The following is a 15994-nucleotide window of genomic DNA, read 5'->3' as shown; positions in this document are numbered from 1 at the left end:
AATCGGCGCAACAATCGGCGCCAATGGAGCGCTTCGGCGTGGAGGCCGAACCGATGAGCAAGGCGATCATCGACGATGTGGCGGCCAGGGCGGGCGTGTCGATCAAGACCGTCTCGCGCGTCGTCAATCGCGAACCCAACGTCAGGCAACTGACGCGCGAGCGCGTCGAGGCGGCCATCGCCGAACTCAACTACCGGCCGCGCCTGTCAGCGCGCGGCCTCGCCGGCAATCGTTCCTTCATGCTCGGCCTGATCTACGGCAAGCCCGGTGCGCACTATGTGCTCGACATCCAGGAAGGCGTGCTCGAGATGTGCCGGCCGCACGGTTACGAGCTGGTCATCCATCCGGGCGAGTTCCGCGATGGCGATCTGGCCAATGAAATCTCCGAGCTGATTCTCGACCGGCGTATCGATGGCGTGCTGCTGTCGCCGCCGATCTCCGACCACATGGAAGCGATCGCACTGCTCAAGGAGGCCGGCATTCCGCTGGTCCGGATCGCACCGACCATCGACAAGGCCGCACATCCGTTCGTGGAGACGAACGATCTCGACGCCTCGTTCGAGCTGGCCGAAGTGCTGATCGGCCTGGGCCACCGCCGCATCGGCTTCATTACCGGCCATCCCGATCACCGTGCTGTCGGCCTGCGTTTCGAGGGCTATCGCAAGGCTCTGCGCGCCAATGGCATCGCGTTCCAGGGCGAGCTGGTCGTGGTCGGCGACAACCGCTTTCATGCCGGCGAGGAAGGCGCGCGCCAGTTGCTGAGCCTCGCGTCACCGCCAACCGCAATTTTCGCCGCCAATGACGAGATGGCCGGTGGCGTGATCAAGACAGCGCTCGTCCACGGTCTGCGCATCCCCGAACAGCTATCCGTGGTCGGCTTCGACGATGCGCCGATTTCGCGCCAGGTCTGGCCGTCGATCAGCACGATCCAGCAGCCGATCCGCGACATGGCCAAGACCGCGACCAGCATCCTGCTCGAGCAGTTGCGTTCCGGCGAGGCCGAGGAACATCCGAGCATGCATCCGGCCCGGCTCGTGCTACGCGAATCGATCGCACCGCCACCGCCCGGCAAGGCTTGAGGCCGTGGCGCCCCGGATCATCGCCAGCTTCGACATCGGCGGCACCAACATGCGCGCGGCGGTTGTCGCCGTCGACGGCCGCCGTGCCGAGGTGCTGGAGCAGCAGCGCCGGCCGACGCCGAGCCATCTGCTCGCCCCCGCCGTCACGGCGCAGGAGCGGCTCGATGACGTGATCGACTTCATGGTGGCATTCGCCGACCAGGCCCGCCGGCACGCGCACGCCGATGGCGTGGCCGCGGCCTTTCCCGGTCCGATCGATGCACGGGGGCGCGTCGCTGCCCTGCCGACCCTGTGGGGCAGCGAAGGCGCGAGCCTGTGCCCACTGGCGCTCGACCGTCTGCTCGCCGAGCGCCTGCCGGGCATGCCGGTGCGCATCTACAACGACGTCAGCGCAGCCGGTTTCCGTTTCGTCGCCGAGCATCCCGATTTCGCGCTTTTCACGCTTGGCAGCGGTGTCGGCCTCAAGGTGTTCGTCAATGGCCAGCCACAGGTGGGCCCGCACGGCCGCGGCGGTGAACTCACTCACATGGTCTTCGATACGTCAGCCGACGCACCGATCTGCGACTGCGGCGGCCGCGGCCATCTGGGTGCGCTGGCGTCCGGTCGCGCCTGGCAGCGCCGGGTCGAACAGATCGGCGGCGACGGCGCGGCGGCCGAACTCGACGCCTTCGCCGAGCCGCTGGCGCGCGCGGTCGCGCTGATCCACTACACGCTCGGCCTGGAAACCTTCCTGTTCGCCGGCGGCCTGGCCGAAGGACTCGGTGAACCGCTGCGCGCGGCGATCGTCCGGCGCCTGCCCGAGCAGGGCTGGCAGCAGGGCCAGGATTGGGACGCGATGATCCGACTTGCTCCGGCCGACGATGCGCATGCGCTGATCGGCGGGGCGCTCGCGCTTGCGGGCGAGCCTGTACCGACCACCGGTTGATCCCGTGGGCCAGGGAGGAATGGTCCACGACGCCAAGGGTGACGTGGTTTTCAGGGCAGTGGCCTGATCGTGCAGTCCTGAGAACGCGGGTTCACCGTGAAACGGTCACGTCAGTCGGTCAGGTCGGCCCGCGCCGAAGACTGTTTGCGCTCACGAGCCCGCAAAGGACGACGAACAGCGCGAAGTAGAAACCGCCGGTGAGGTGTGGCGTCGACAGAGCGAAATAGACGCCCACCGCACCGGCGGCTACGACCACGGATAGCACGCCGAGCCAACCCGGGCGCAGCGCGAGCAGTCCGGCGAAAAAGCAAAGTATAAAAAGTGGAAGCGTAAATTCGGGGTTGGGGACTTTCTCGAGGTGCTCCCAATTGGCGCCGACGAGAAAGGCTGCCATTCCCATCACAGCGGCGAGCATCCAGGTCAGTACGAACAGCCAGATCCGCAAGCGGCGGTGAAGCACGGGCTGCGCCGCTGGACGCGGGATTGCCGCAGTCCGATCGGCCACGCTGAGCCAGTTGATCGAGGGTTCTACTCGCTTCATGGGTCTTGCGCCGTGTTGAGCCGCCACCGCGGGCAGCATTGCTGACGAGCTGAGCCATTGCACCAAGATACCTTCCACACTACTCGATTGACGGCGGGCACGCTGGCTTCACCCACGCCGATCTTCGGACGAGCCGCGGCGCTCGCCCACCGTCAACCTGACCCGCGGGTTGGCATCCGGTCTACACCAGAAAACCCAGATCGGAAGTCGGGAAGTTCGCAACATTCGGCACGATGTCGAGGATGCTCGAGGCCGGTACGCCGAACCAGCGCGCGAGTGTCGCGGCGTACTGGTCGACCGATGTGGTCGGAATGATCTGGCCCCAGCCGGCGTCATCCGGACCGCCGTCAGTCATGTCCGGCATGCGCCCATAAAAGCTGCCGCCGCGCACGGAACCGCCCAGCACGAAGTGATGGCCGCCCCAGCCGTGATCCGAACCATCGCCGTTGGACGACAAGGTGCGACCGAAGTCGGACGCGGTGAAGGTCGTCACGCTTTCACTGACATTCAGTTCCTGCGTCGCGGCATAGAACGCGGCAAGCGACTTGGCCAGATCGGCCAGCAGCAGCGGATGATCGATGAGCTGCGTGTCGTGGGTGTCGTAGCCGCCGGCCGAAACGAAGAAGATCTGCCGCTGCATGCCTAACGCCTGCCGCACCGCGATCAGTCGCGCGACCATCTTCAGTTGCGCCCCGAGACGTGACACCGGAAACGCCGTGGCCAGCGGCGCGCCGCCACTGAGTGCGTCGGCGACCATGCCGTAGTGATCCATGGCGCGATTCATGGCCCGCGCATAGCCGCGTTCCAGCGCGTGGGTCTGCGTGGCACTGCGCATCAAGGCCATGAATGCCGCACGTCGGCTCGCGTTCCAGGACTCTTCCAGATCGCGGATCGGCACGGCGCCCTGCGGATCCGGGTTGAGCGCGTACTGGCTGACGATCGCACCGCGCTGCAGCAGATTCTCGCCGCCGACCGTCATGGTCATCGGCAACTTGGTGTTGGTGTTGGTGCTGTACAGCAGGTCCGCGATCCGGCCGCCCCAGCCGAGGCTGTCGTCCGGGCGCGACGTCTGCCAGTACACCGCCTGATCGTCGTGCGAGAACAACTGCGGTGGCAGCGGATGGCCGGGCGACTGGTACTGCGGCTTGGTCGTAGGCCGGATCAGCGTACCAACATTGTTCACAATGGCCATTCGCCCACTGGTGAACAGATCGCGAAGCGCCGTCGTGCCGACCGGATCGTTCGGGCCGATCGCGGACTGCAGGCCATAGGCGCAGCCGTCGGACGGCGGCGTGCCGCCGGCCCCGGGCGTCAGCGGCAACAGTGCCGACGTCGGCAGCACCAGCGTGCCACGCGATGCCTGGTAGGTGCTCCGCGCGATGCCGTCGCGCGGCACCACGGTGTTGCCGGAGTCGTTGCCGCCGTGGAGGAATACGCAAACCAGTGCGCGGTAGTTGCCGTCTCCCCGTATCGGAGCGGCCTGCGTGGCCGCTTCGACCAGGCGCAGGTTGCCGAGCATGGACGTTGCCGCCACACCGCCCAGCGCGGTTTTCAGACTGCGCTGCAGGAAGTCACGTCGTTGCATGGCCGGCTCCTATTTCTGCACCGCGTATTCGGGTGAGTTGACGATGAGATACAGCGCTTCGTGGACGCGTTGGCGCAGGTAGTTCGGCGTGTCGCTGGTGATGCCGTCGAGATAGGAAACCAGGTGCGCGCGCATCCACGGCGACATCTGTCCCGACAACAGCAGCAGGTTGTAGCGATCGACCAGCGCAGCCGGATTCGCTGCCAGTGCGGCATCGCGGGTGGTGTCGATCAGAATGCTGTTGGGCTCGGCGTAGGTCTGCCCGACGTAGCCCCAGAAGATCTGACTGCCCAGCGCATTGGTCTGCGCGGTGATCTGGCTCTCGGTGTGGATCTGCAGCTCCGGCGCCAGCAGTCCGCGCGTCGACAGCTCACCGGGCGGGCTGTAGTCGGGTTTGAAGAAATTGAATACCGACGGCGAGGCGAGCGGTGCCTGGGCGTAGTCGAATTCCGGGTTCCAGTCCTGGAAGCGGCCGATCTGCGCGCGCGCCTCCATCGCGCGGCGCAGGTGCGCCAGACGCAGCAAGGGCTCGCGCACCTTGCCGAAGGTATCCGGGCGCGTATACGGCCCCAGGCGAGCCTCGGCATCGAACACGATCGCACGCACGACGGCGCCAAGATCGCCTCGCATACCGCTGCCGTTGTTGTCGAACACGGCCGCCACGCGCGCGACATAGGCGGGTGAAGGGTTGCTGCTGACCAGGCGCTGGATCAGCGCGCGGGCCATGAATGGACCCACATTGGGATGCCGGAAGATGTTGTCCATCGCGGCGGCCATATCCGATCGCGCGTTGCCGCCCGCCGGCAGGCGGCCATTCGGAAGCGCAACACCGGCGTAGTTCAGCAACTGCTTGTAGTGCTGGCTATTGCCATCGACCTCCGGCCCCGCGGTGTCATGCATGCTTTCGACCGGCTCCAGCGGCTGCTCCCAGTAGGCGCCATTGGGGCCCGGCTCGCAGAACTGCCAGTCCCAGCTGTTGCCCTGGTCGCAGTTCTTCCAGTTCCATCCGGTGAACACGTGCGCGAAGCCGCGCACCGTGGTCTGGTTGTAGGTCGGAATGGGCTGTCCGCCGAGCAGCCGCGGCGTACCGTCCGGATTGAGCTCGACCAGGCCGATGGAGAACAACTGCAGAACTTCGCGTGCGTAGTTCTCGTCCGGGCGGATGTTCTCCGCCAGATCGGGCTTGCGGTTCTTGAACATCGACAGGTAGTGGCCCATCGCCGGGTGCAAGGTCACGTCTTCGAGCAGGTTGCGGAAATTGCCGAATGCGTGCGTGGCCAGCCGGTCGTAGTAGTGCGCGGCCGAACGCGTCTGGCCGCTGACGGCGCCGTTGACCTTGGAGATGACGAAGATCTCGCTCAGCGCGAAGGCCACGCGCTGGCGCAGCTGATCGCGATGTATGAGGGTGGGCATGGCCGGATCGGGACCGCCGAGGGCGCCAAGCCACCACGCCTCCATGCGGGCATTCTGGTAGACCGGCTCGGGAATCGACGCGACCCAGTTCAGATAGTCCAGCTGGAGCGTCATGGGCACGGCCAGCTGTTCGTCGAACCACGCCCGATAACCGATGGTGCGCAGATGCTGGATGTCCGCTGCGGTGGGCCCGAACGTGGTCTGGGCAAGGAATCGTGCCGCGTCGGCATCACTGCGCGGCCCCACATCCAATGCCTCGAATCCGTGGTGAAACATCGGATCAGGCCAATGGCTGAGCGAATCCTGCGCCAGGGCGTTGCAGCTTGCGACTACGAGCGCGATCGCGCTGATGCGATACAGGAGCCGATTGGGCTGATGCATGAGGGTTCCTCCCCGAACTGGCGGCGACAGTAACGGCGTCACTGCGCGCGCAGGCAGCAAGCCGCGCACCCGATCACATTCGCCGCGACGAATGGCGCGTTGAGCGCGATCAGCGGACGCGTTCGCGCCGGGCGACCTGCGCATCGATCCGACCGGCGGTAGTTGACGCGCCGGCCTCGCGGCAGCGGTGGCTCATTGCCCCGGAACAGCGACGTCCCGATCGCGGCCATGGCCGAAACGACCGCTGCGCGGATGCGCGCGTCGGAATCGATGGACGCGACCGGCGCCAGCAACGGAAGCGCGTGTCGCCATGCGTCGAAGCTCAGCTCGAAACGTCAGCACCACGCTGACACTCATCGTCGAGCGGCGTGTGTGACGAAGCGCGCGGCGCAGGGAACCGCGCCCTGAAACGACGACCGGAACCGTGCCCGCTGCCGAAGCACATGCGGCAGATCACGCCGCACATGAGTTGCGCGCCGGGACATCCGGCGCGCGTCAAGCCGATGCGATTCGAACCCGACCGCGTCAACCGGCCGCGCAGGAACCTGCGCGGCCCGCAACCATTTACCAATGTACCCCGCGCATCAGCGACGCGACCGCGATCTGCTCGTTGGTCGGCTGCTCGAGTTCCGCCCTGCCCGCCATGCCCTTGGCCGCGGCGGAATCCGGGAACAGGCGGAACGCCGAGTTCATGATGATTTCGTAGGCGCGCGGTGCCAGCGAATACAGGATGGACGCGAAGATGCCCAGGCGCGTGGCGATGCGCACAGGGCGCTTGACGATGGCCTCGACGACGAGGTCGGCCGCTTCGTCGGGCGACAGCGTCGGCACGTGGTCGTACATCTTGGTCGGCGCGATCATCGGTGTCTTCACCAGCGGCATGTTGATCGTGGTGAAGTGGATGCCGAGGTCGGAATACTCGGCCTGCGCGCAGCGCGAGAACGCGTCGAGCGCGGCCTTGGACGCGACATAGGCCGAGAAGCGCGGCGCATTCGTCAGCACGCCGATCGACGAGATGTTGATGATGTGGCCGCGGCGCTTTTCCGACATGCCCGGCAGGACGCCCATGATCAGCCGCAGCGCGCCGAAATAGTTCAGCTGCATCGTGCGTTCGAAATCATGGAAGCGATCGAAGCTCAATGCGATCGAGCGACGTATCGAACGGCCGGCGTTGTTGACCAGCACGTCCACGCCACCGTGGTCGGCAACGACCTGCTTGACGAAGTTATCGCAGCTGGCCAGGTCGGACAGATCGACGACGTAGGTGAAGCAGCTGCCGCCAGCGGCTTCGATCTCCTTTTTCGCGGCGTCGAGCTCTTCCTCGCCGCGCGCGCAGATCACGACCTTTGCACCGGCTGCGGCGAGCTTCAGCGCGACCGCCTTGCCGATGCCCGACGAGCCGCCGGTCACCACGACGACGCGGTTCTTGACCTTGCCGCTGAGCGAGTGGTCGATGAACAGGTCCGGGTCGAGGTGGCGCTCCCAGTAGTCCCAGATGCGCCAGGCGTAGTCCTCGAGCTTGGGCAGCTTGATCTTCGAGCCCTTGAGTGCACGCTCGGTCTCGCGGCAGTCGAAGCGCGTCGGATAGTTGATGAACTTCATGACTTCGCGCGGGATACCGAAGTCGCGCAGGATCATGTTGGTCATGCGCTTGACCGGCGGCAGGCTGCTCAGCGCCGTGCGGATGCCGCCCGGTATGAACGCAAACATGCGCGCGTCCAGGCGCATGGTCATCTGCGGCGCATGGCCGGCGCGCGCGAAGATGTTGAGCACCTCGCCGATGCGCCGCGGCGCCGGATCGGTCAGGTGGAAGCAATGGCCGTCGAGTCCGGTCTTGTGCGCGATGTGGTCCATCGCCGCAGCGACCCAGTCCACCGGCACGAGATTCAGCCTCCCGCCTTCGAGGCCGATCGTCGGCATCCACGGCGGCAGCGCCTGGCGCAGTTTCTTGATCAGGCGGAAGAAGTAGTAAGGGCCGTCGATCTTGTCCATCTCGCCGCTGCCCGAATTGCCGATCACGATGCCGGGACGGTAGATGCGCCAGGGACGCGCGTATTCCTTGCGCACCAGTCCTTCGGAATCGTGCTTGGTGCGGAAGTAGGGATTGTCGAGGTCTTCGGCCTCGTCGAACATGTCTTCGCGGAACACGCCCGGATACAGGCCCGCCGCGGCGATGGAACTGGTGTGGTGGAAGCAGCCGGCCTTGACCGCCTCGCCGAGTTCCATCGCATGACGCGTGCCGTCCATGTTCGCGACGCGCTGGCTTTCGGCGTCGGCAGACAGATCGTACAAAGCCGCAAGGTGGAAAAAGTGCTGAACCTTGCCGGTCAGCGTCTTGAGCAACGCCGGCGTCACGCCCAGGCGCGGCTTGGACAGATCGCCCGTGACCGCAACCAGGCGCTTTTCATCGGCGCCGAGGCTTTCCCTGAGCTGCTCGAACTTGTCGGCGGAACCCTTGCGCACGAGGCAGTAGATCGTGCCCTTGCGCTCGAGCAGCTTGGCGACGAGGTGACGACCGATGAAGCCGGTGGCGCCGGTGACGAAATAGGTCATTCGTTTCCCCTTGCGAAATCGCGCCCGCATCATGGCGCGCCTGGACGGGCGTGTGGCCCCGCAGCGATGAGCGACTAGCAATGAGCAGTGAGCGCAGGCGGCCGGCGCCTGCTGTCACTGCTCACTCCTCTCCCCTCGGTTCTCTCCTTCCGGGGCATAAGATAGTCCTGCTACGGTTCGCTTTCCAAGCGGGTTTCAAACGACCGATTGATAGGCGTGTTGATGGCATTGCCGGTCGCGTTGACCGCCCTGGGGTCGCGTGATACAAGCTCGCATTCACCGCACGCACAGATGCGGGATACCGATCACCCCGAGAGCGAGCCATGTCCGACCTGACCAGCAAATTCGAGGAAGCGGCGAAGCAGGCGATGAGCCTGCCGGAACGTCCCGACAACGACACGCTGCTGAAACTCTATGCGCTGTACAAGCAAGGCTCCGCCGGCGATGTGTCCGGCCCGAAGCCGGGATTCTTCGATTTCGTCGGCACCGCCAAGTACGAAGCCTGGGCCAAGCTCAAGGGCACGAACACCGAAGAAGCCATGCAGAAATATGTGGACCTGGTAAAGAAGCTGGGCGGCTGATGCCCGACCTTGCGTTGCGCGGACTGCGCGGAGATCGCTGATGGCCCGACGTACGCGCGAGCGGATCCTTGAAACCGCCCTGGTCATGTTCAACTCCCAGGGCGAGCCCAACGTCACCACGAACCACATCGCCGACGAGCTGGAAATCAGCCCGGGCAACCTGTACTACCACTTCCGCAACAAGGACGACATCGTCGAGCAGCTGTTCACCGCATACGAGACGCGCATGGACGAAGCGCTGAAGGTGCCGGAGGAACGCCTGCCCAACCTCGAAGACATCTGGATGCAGCTGCATCGCGTGTTCGAGTGCATGTGGGACTTCCGCTTCCTGTACCGCGACCTCGTCGACATCCTCTCGCGCAACCGCAAGCTCAAGCTGCATTTCGGCCGCATGCTCAACCGCGCCGCGGCCAGTGCCTCGGAAGTGCTCAAGGGCCTTGCACAGGCCGAGATCCTGCGCGCGACCGCCGACGAGATCCGCGCCAGTGCCGAAAACGTCCTGCTGCTGACCACGTTCTGGCTCAACTTCAACGCGGTGCGCAATTCGCGCGTCGATCCGAACCAGGAAGACCTGAACCAGGGCATCTATCAGGTCATGCTGCTGATCGCCCCGTTCCTGCGCGATGCGGAGCGCCTGCATCTGAACACGCTGGCCCAGGCCTACCGGCGCTGACGCGCGAGCAAGTCCGCTACGGGCGCGTCGCGGCTATAAATGCACTGCCCTGCTCCGCCTTACCCCCGAACTCCGTCGCACGCTTCGCCTTCGTCCGCACGTCAATGCGATCCGCGCTGCACAGGCCCGGGCGGCGTCCGCGTGCGCGTTCAGTCGTGCTGGCTCAAGGCGGGCATCGCCAGCACGCGGCTGTGCTCGCGTATGTCCTCGGGCCAGCCCGCGGTGAACTGCGCGAACCGCGCGGCATCACCGGCAAACAGCGCGCGCAGCGCCTCTTCGAAGCCGGGCGCGTCGCCGGCCATGGCAGTCATGAACCGGTGCGCCGACTCCTGCGCGCGCCGGCTCGCCCCACCACTGTCGTTGTGCCGCGCCTGGTCGATGAGACGGCGCAGCGTGACCGACGCACCGCCGCGCTGTTCGGCCAGCCATTCCCAGTGTCGTGGCAACAGGGTCACTTCGCGCGCAACCACCCCCAGGCGTGGACGACCTCGCGATGGCGGCGTGCTGTCCTCGGCGACCGGTCGTAGTCGGGCGATCGCATCGTCAGGACTACCTCGCCAGTCGATGTCGATGGGCTTGCTCGATTCGGCGTCGAAGACCTGGATTTCAGTTACGGCCTCGCCCAGTTGCTCGTGGGCGGAACGCGCGGCCTCGGCCAGTGGGCCGGCCGCGATGCGACGCTGGCGGTGGAAGATGATGCAGTAGACAGGGCTCAACGGGTGCATGACGGGTCTCCTTAAGTGGCTGCAATTTACCCGGGCAAATATATGCCTGTCAATATTACCCGGATAAAATATGCTCCACGCACCACGGTTGCGCGCAGTTCGCCCTCTATCGCGCCGACTGCCACAACCGGTAGGCTGCGCGGCCCGCCCGGAAGCCCAGCGCTTGTGGGTGGGGCTTTGCAAAGGCGCACCTGGCTGCTATTCTCGCGCGTCTTTTTGCAAGCTGTTTCGAGGAGCTATCCCATGAAAGTACTGAATTCGCTCAAGTCCGCGAAGCAGCGTCACCGCGACTGCAAAGTCGTGCGCCGCCGCGGCAAGGTTTTCGTGATCTGCAAGAGCAACCCGCGCTTCAAGGCGCGCCAGCGCTGAGATCACGGCAAACGCCGTAGTTGCAAAAGGGCCGCTTGCGGCCCTTTTGCTTTTTGATTCGCCGCGACCAGCCCCTCATTGCCCAACATCATCGTGAGGCGTAGCGGTGCCGGCTGCACCCTTCCCTAGGACACGTCGGGGAAGTTCGCGTCGAGCCATGCGCGCGGCGATAGCCCCACCTTCTGTGTGAATACCCGAGACAGTGCGGTTGCGTTGGCGTACCCGAGGCTCAGTGCGACGGCCTTGAGCGAACGGCCTTCCCGCAGTTGCGACTGGGTGAGAGCGAGCCGCCAGTGGGTCAGGTGGTCCGCGGGCGTTTGCCCTACCACCGTACGGAAACGGGCGGCGAACGCACTACGGGACATGCCCGCTTGCTGCGCCATGCGCTCCAGACTCCAGGCCAGTCCGGGCTGTTCATGCAGCGCAACCAGTACGCGCGCCAGCCGTGGATCGGCGAGGCCCGTCAGCAGCCCTGCCGGTAACTCGACCTGGTCCGGATGATCGATCAGCCAACGCAGCAGTTGCAGCAGTACCACCTCGAACAGTCGGTCCGCCAGGAGTCGGTGGCCACATCGCACGTGCTCCGTTTCAGCGAACAACAGCGCCAGGGATTGCTCGAGCCCTGACACGGTGCTCAGGGGGAGTACCACCATCGACGGCAGTGCGCGCGCCAGGGGATGGGATGCGCCACCGTCGAAATCGAGGGAGGCGCACACGAAGTCACATCCCTCTGCCGGCGCGTTGTGAAAGTCGTGCGCCAGCGGCCGGGGATAGAACAGCAGGCTGGGCTCGCTCACGTTCACGCGCCGCGGTGCACCACTGCGCGAGCGGTGCGTCACTACCAGCTCACCGCGTCGCAGTACGTGCAGAAAGCCACGGCCGGGCACGGCGTCGAAATGCGTCACGCCGCATAAGGCGCCCTGGTGGAAAAGATGAGCGCGGACGCGAAACCGCTCAAGCACGCTGGACAGGCGATCGATGGGAGAAACCATAGCCTTGGACGATCAGGTATGAATGCTGGACGAATACGACCCAATGGTATGACAGCAAGCGGCACAGTGGCGGCGTGCTCCTTCGCACTCGACTGATCAAGGAAACCGTCATGACTCGCGTCGCTCTCGTGAACCCCTCCACCACCACCGGCGATAACAGGGTGCTGCTCGACCAGATCCATTCGGCGTTCGGGGCCACCCCGAACATGTTCCGCGCCGTCGCGAACTCCCCCGCGGCGCTACAAAGTCTGTGGGGCTCATTCGGAGCACTCGGCAAGGGCGTGCTGCCCGTGAAGCTGGGCGAGCAGATTGCCGTGGCGGTGGCCGATCGCAATGCCTGCGACTACTGCCTGGCCGCCCATACCGCGCTCGGACGCAAGGCCGGCGCGAGCGCCGAAGAAATGGCCGCCGCCCAGAGCGGCGAATCCGCAGACGCCCCGACCGCTGCCGCTTTGCGCTTCGCGGTGAAGCTCGTCGACGAACGTGGGCAGGTCAGCGACACCGACGTGCAGGATCTGCGCGAGGCGGGCTTCCAGGACGAGCAGATCGTCGAGATCCTCGCTCACGTGGCCCTGAACCTGTTCACCAACTACGTCAATGTCGCGTTCGCGGTGCCAGTGGACTTCCCGGCCATCAAACTGCGCCGCGCCTGACGGTCGGCGCTCGCTGCACCCTGGGCAACGCGCCCAGGGTGCTACTGCTGAAGGAATTCACGATGGAGACGGAACGTGCCATCCCTTCGCCAATCAAAGTGAACTTTTTCAGCAGGTGGTCCCAGTCGCCTCACGCGTGTCGGAACAGCCCGAGCTCCAGCGGATCGGCATAGCCGGGGAATACGTCAGGCAGTGCGGTTTCGCCGCGACGCTTGCGCAGCAGTTCGCTCAATACCGCACGATAGTCGGTGGTGATCGCCAGATCGCCGTCGGCCAGATCCGCCGTCGCCAGACCCGGCCAATCCGCGTAGACCTTGCGGCCGACGACACCACCACCGAGCACGAACATGCAATTGGCCGTGCCGTGATCGGTACCACCAGACGCATTCGGCTCGGCGCGACGGCCGAATTCGCTCATGCTGACGAGACTGACGCCGGCCATTGCCGCACCGAGGTCCGCACGGAAGGCGGCAATGCCCTGGCCGAACTCCGCGAGCAGCGGCGCCAGGCGGTTCAGTTCGTCGTCGTGGTGATCCCAGCCGCCGATGTCGACGGTGGCGATTTCCAGCCCCACTCCCGCCTTGATCAGTTGCGCGATCTGCAGCAGCTGGCGCCCGAACGGGGTGGCCGGATACACCGCGCCATGCGCGGGCGCATGCTGGCCAGGATCGGCCGTTTCCAGTTCCGCCATCGCGCTGAACGCGGAACGGGCCACGGCGTCGAGCCCGCCGGATTCCGGGTGCAGCAGGTTCAGCGTCGCGGCGAGTTCGTCGGATCGCGACGATGTGGAAAGCAGGGCGAAGTCGTCGAACGTGCTGATGCCGAGTACGGGCGCGATGCCGCTCAACGATCGCGGTACCGCGGTGCCGATGCCGACGCCCTGGAAATCCGACGCGGGTCCGCGTGAGACCAGGTGCCGGTTGAGCCATCCGCTCGGCGCGCCGGAACCGTCGAATACGGCACGCTCCATGAGGTCCTGACAGGAAAAATGCGAACGGCTGTGAGTCGGACCGCCCACGGCGTGGACCAGCGCCAGTTCGCCGGCCTCATACAGCGGCCGCAGCAGATCCAGCGACGGATGCAGGCCGAAGCGGTTGTCGCCGGGCAATGCGATCACCTCGGTTTCAGCGATGGCCACCGCGCCGCGGCGGTCGTAATAGTCGCCGTCGCCATAGGGCACGACCGCGTTCAGGCCGTCCATGCCGCCGCGCTGGAAAATCACCACGAGCACGTCGCGCGGCGTCGGCACGGCCTGGGCGAATACCAGGCGCGAGGACAGCAGCGGCAGACTGCCGGCGACACCGGCGATCTTGAGGAAGTTGCGGCGGGAATCGTCGATGCGCATGGGCCTGTCCTCAGCGGTACTGGTGGTAGGGCGACGCGAGCAGCAGCGCGCCGAGTTCGCGCGTCGTGCTGTCGAGCCGGGCCGGCGGCAGAACCGCCGCGGGGTCGCCACCCGCCGCTGCGTAGTCGGCCAGCAGCGTGCGCGCGTAGGCGGTGAGCGGACGGTGCAGCAGGCAATCGGCGAGACTGTCGACGAGACCGGCCGGCGTGTTCGCCGCGCCGCGCAACGTCGCCGCGTCGACGTACAGCGCTGCGCCAATGCGGCGCTGGAACAGGGCCAGCGCGAAATTCCAGCGCAGCAGTAGCGCTGCGGTGTTGAGCCAGTATCCCTGGACGTCGGGATAACCGTTGGGCGCCGGCCAGTCCAGCGGCGCCTGGCCTTGCGCGGTCAACGCCGTCGTCACGATGCGCAGTCCGTGCTCGCCGCCGATGGTCGCGGCGCAGGTACGCAGGCAGGCGCTGACGTATTCGGCCGGGCGCCTGAGCTTGCGATCGGCGGCGGCGAGGAACAGCTCGGATTTCAGCACCGCTTCCAGCGTGGCGCGGATATCGCCCTGACTCTGGCGGAAGACCGCGGCGATCGCGTCGACCTGCGCCGCAGCCGGTGCGTCTTCCACGAATCGGCGCAGCAGCTTGGAGGCGATGAAGCGCGCCGTGGACGGGTGCGCGGCGAGGAGATCCAGTACGGCCACGCCGTCTTCCTCGCCGCGGTTGGCCGGCAGCACCTGGCCGAGCACGGTCTTCGCGCCGTAGTCGTGGCGATTCGCGAAAAAATGGTATTCGTGGTTTCGTATACCCCAGCCGGTGAAGCAGCGCGCGACTTCCTTGACGTCGCCTTCGGTATAGCCGCCGTCGACGCCCAGCGTATGCAGCTCCATAAGTTCGCGCGCGTAATTTTCGTTCGGGCCGTCGACGACGTTGCTGGCGTTGTCGAGGTAGGCCAGCATCGCCGGACTGCGCGCGCTGGCCTGGAGCAGTTCGCCGAAGCGGCCCAGCGCGAAACGCCGGATCACGTCGCGGTCGTCGCCGGTCTTGTAGTAGCGGCTGCGGCCTTCGCTATGCGTGATATTGAAGTGGTTCGACCAGAACTCGACCATGACCTCGAGCAGCTGGCGCCGGCTGTAGCACTGCCGCAGCACGGTCGCATCGCGCAGTTGCCGCTGCGGCACGCGCCGGGCGGACTGGTCGCCCGCGGCGTAGGTCCGCATGATCTCGGCATTGCTCATCGACAGGGTCTGGAACGAACCCAGCAGGCGCTCGAGCGCACTGTCGTCGACGCCCGCGGGATGGAGCTGTTCGTCGATGAAAGCGTCGCGGCCGATCTCGCCTACCCGCGCGAGCGCATAGCCGTCGATCCCGAAACTCGTGCGGTTCAGCAGATGGGTGACCGCGTCGGGTGGTGGCAGGGCCGCGGAGGTATCGGGTGCGGCCGTGAACAGCGCGGCCAATAGTGAACGGCGAGCGAGCTGTGCCTGCATGGCGACTCTCCGGCATGAGGATGAAACGACGGACCTCCGGCGCACCCTGGCGGCGAACGTCTCCCGGTCTGCGGGGCCGGCACCTCCCATCGTCACGCTGATTGCCGCCCCGCTCGTTCCCTCAACGCGGGCCTGCCGCATCGGTTGACCGCGTGCGCGGATGAACCAAGCGCAGACCGCTTCATGGAAGTTCCCGCAACCTTCTGTTAAAACGCGGTTTGCCGCATCTGGCCCCCGAAAGGCCTAGGAGAACGTCATGACATTCCGCCTGTTTCCGTTGCTCGCCGCCCTGGCTTTGGCCGTCGTCGCCAGCAGTGCCACCGCCGACACCCTGCTGATGGAGCGCACCCAGAAAGAATCCGCCATGGCGCTGCCCACCCGCGGCATGTCCATGAACCAGGTCGAAAGCCGCTACGGCACTCCGCGCAGCAAGCTCGATCCGCGCGGCGGCAACAAGCCGCAGCATCCGGTCATCAACCGCTGGGAATACGACAATTTCATCGTCTATTTCGAGCGCACCCACGTCATCGACGCGGTGGCCAAGCGCGCCGATGCCAGCGAACTCGGCCCGAAGCCGGTGAACTGAAGTCCTTTTGCCGCCCTGCTTTCCGCCTGTCGCGGGGTTCCGGCAATGAGTGAAAAGAAGTGAGAAAAGAGTAAACGCGCCGCACTACCCGTCTCTCACTCCTCTTCCCGCTTTGC

The 15994-nt window shown here is 65.8% G+C and carries 15 protein-coding genes; 7 read left to right on the top strand and 8 right to left on the bottom strand.

Annotated features, from left to right (window positions below):
• Nucleotides 1-53 precede the first annotated feature (53 nt).
• Together RUU78_RS18055 and RUU78_RS18050 are read left to right on the top strand one after the other, a co-directional pair.
• Nucleotides 54-1079: a LacI family DNA-binding transcriptional regulator gene (locus RUU78_RS18055; RefSeq protein WP_313918860.1), complete on the top strand. Its 1026-nt coding sequence runs from the start codon at nucleotides 54-56 to the stop codon at nucleotides 1077-1079.
• Between the two features lie 4 nt (nucleotides 1080-1083).
• Complete coding sequence (locus tag RUU78_RS18050; protein ID WP_313918859.1) at nucleotides 1084-2004, top strand: ROK family protein; 921 nt, start codon at nucleotides 1084-1086, stop codon at nucleotides 2002-2004.
• Nucleotides 2005-2122: 118 nt separating this feature from the next.
• On the opposite strand, the gene RUU78_RS18045 is transcribed toward RUU78_RS18050, so the two are convergent.
• The 4 genes from RUU78_RS18045 to RUU78_RS18030 form a co-directional block, all read right to left on the bottom strand.
• On the bottom strand, nucleotides 2123-2611 hold the full coding sequence (locus tag RUU78_RS18045; protein WP_313918858.1) for a hypothetical protein: 489 nt from the start codon (nucleotides 2609-2611) through the stop codon (nucleotides 2123-2125).
• A 115-nt stretch (nucleotides 2612-2726) separates the two neighbouring features.
• Complete coding sequence (locus RUU78_RS18040; RefSeq protein ID WP_313918857.1) at nucleotides 2727-4130, bottom strand: DUF1501 domain-containing protein; 1404 nt, start codon at nucleotides 4128-4130, stop codon at nucleotides 2727-2729.
• Between the two features lie 9 nt (nucleotides 4131-4139).
• Nucleotides 4140-5924, bottom strand: a complete 1785-nt coding sequence (locus RUU78_RS18035; protein ID WP_313918856.1) for a DUF1800 family protein — start codon at nucleotides 5922-5924, stop codon at nucleotides 4140-4142.
• 564 nt (nucleotides 5925-6488) lie between these two features.
• Nucleotides 6489-8477, bottom strand: a complete 1989-nt coding sequence (locus RUU78_RS18030) for an SDR family oxidoreductase (protein WP_313918855.1) — start codon at nucleotides 8475-8477, stop codon at nucleotides 6489-6491.
• A 323-nt stretch (nucleotides 8478-8800) separates the two neighbouring features.
• Here RUU78_RS18030 and RUU78_RS18025 point away from each other — a divergent pair, with 323 nt between their 5' ends.
• Together RUU78_RS18025 and RUU78_RS18020 are read left to right on the top strand one after the other, a co-directional pair.
• Entirely contained in the window at nucleotides 8801-9058 is a 258-nt protein-coding gene (locus tag RUU78_RS18025) for an acyl-CoA-binding protein (protein WP_313918854.1), read from the top strand.
• Nucleotides 9059-9098: 40 nt separating this feature from the next.
• Nucleotides 9099-9731: a TetR/AcrR family transcriptional regulator gene (locus RUU78_RS18020; RefSeq protein ID WP_313918853.1), complete on the top strand. Its 633-nt coding sequence runs from the start codon at nucleotides 9099-9101 to the stop codon at nucleotides 9729-9731.
• Nucleotides 9732-9880: 149 nt separating this feature from the next.
• Here RUU78_RS18020 and RUU78_RS18015 read toward each other — a convergent pair whose 3' ends face one another.
• Nucleotides 9881-10456: a DUF2239 family protein gene (locus RUU78_RS18015; protein ID WP_313918852.1), complete on the bottom strand. Its 576-nt coding sequence runs from the start codon at nucleotides 10454-10456 to the stop codon at nucleotides 9881-9883.
• Between the two features lie 243 nt (nucleotides 10457-10699).
• On the opposite strand from RUU78_RS18015, the gene ykgO reads away from it, so the two are divergent.
• Nucleotides 10700-10825: a type B 50S ribosomal protein L36 gene (gene ykgO / locus RUU78_RS18010; RefSeq protein ID WP_133821755.1), complete on the top strand. Its 126-nt coding sequence runs from the start codon at nucleotides 10700-10702 to the stop codon at nucleotides 10823-10825.
• 125 nt (nucleotides 10826-10950) lie between these two features.
• Here the strand turns inward: ykgO and RUU78_RS18005 are convergent, their stop codons facing one another.
• Nucleotides 10951-11817 (bottom strand): AraC family transcriptional regulator, encoded by an 867-nt coding sequence (locus tag RUU78_RS18005; protein ID WP_313918851.1) that lies wholly within the window; start codon nucleotides 11815-11817, stop codon nucleotides 10951-10953.
• A gap of 110 nt (nucleotides 11818-11927) precedes the next feature.
• Between RUU78_RS18005 and RUU78_RS18000 the strand changes: the two genes are divergently transcribed.
• Nucleotides 11928-12470, top strand: coding sequence for a carboxymuconolactone decarboxylase family protein (locus RUU78_RS18000; RefSeq protein ID WP_313918850.1), 543 nt, complete (start codon nucleotides 11928-11930; stop codon nucleotides 12468-12470).
• A 130-nt stretch (nucleotides 12471-12600) separates the two neighbouring features.
• Here RUU78_RS18000 and RUU78_RS17995 read toward each other — a convergent pair whose 3' ends face one another.
• Both RUU78_RS17995 and RUU78_RS17990 read right to left on the bottom strand, forming a co-directional pair.
• Nucleotides 12601-13815, bottom strand: coding sequence for a DUF1501 domain-containing protein (locus tag RUU78_RS17995; RefSeq protein WP_313918849.1), 1215 nt, complete (start codon nucleotides 13813-13815; stop codon nucleotides 12601-12603).
• 10 nt (nucleotides 13816-13825) lie between these two features.
• Entirely contained in the window at nucleotides 13826-15292 is a 1467-nt protein-coding gene (locus tag RUU78_RS17990; protein WP_313918848.1) for a DUF1800 domain-containing protein, read from the bottom strand.
• A 256-nt stretch (nucleotides 15293-15548) separates the two neighbouring features.
• Here RUU78_RS17990 and RUU78_RS17985 point away from each other — a divergent pair, with 256 nt between their 5' ends.
• Nucleotides 15549-15878, top strand: a complete 330-nt coding sequence (locus RUU78_RS17985; protein ID WP_313918847.1) for a hypothetical protein — start codon at nucleotides 15549-15551, stop codon at nucleotides 15876-15878.
• The last annotated feature ends 116 nt before the right edge of the window (nucleotides 15879-15994 follow it).

The organism is Tahibacter sp. (assembly GCF_032229445.1).
Lineage (GTDB): Bacteria > Pseudomonadota > Gammaproteobacteria > Xanthomonadales > Rhodanobacteraceae > Tahibacter.
This window is presented reverse-complemented; position numbering and strand designations above follow the sequence as displayed.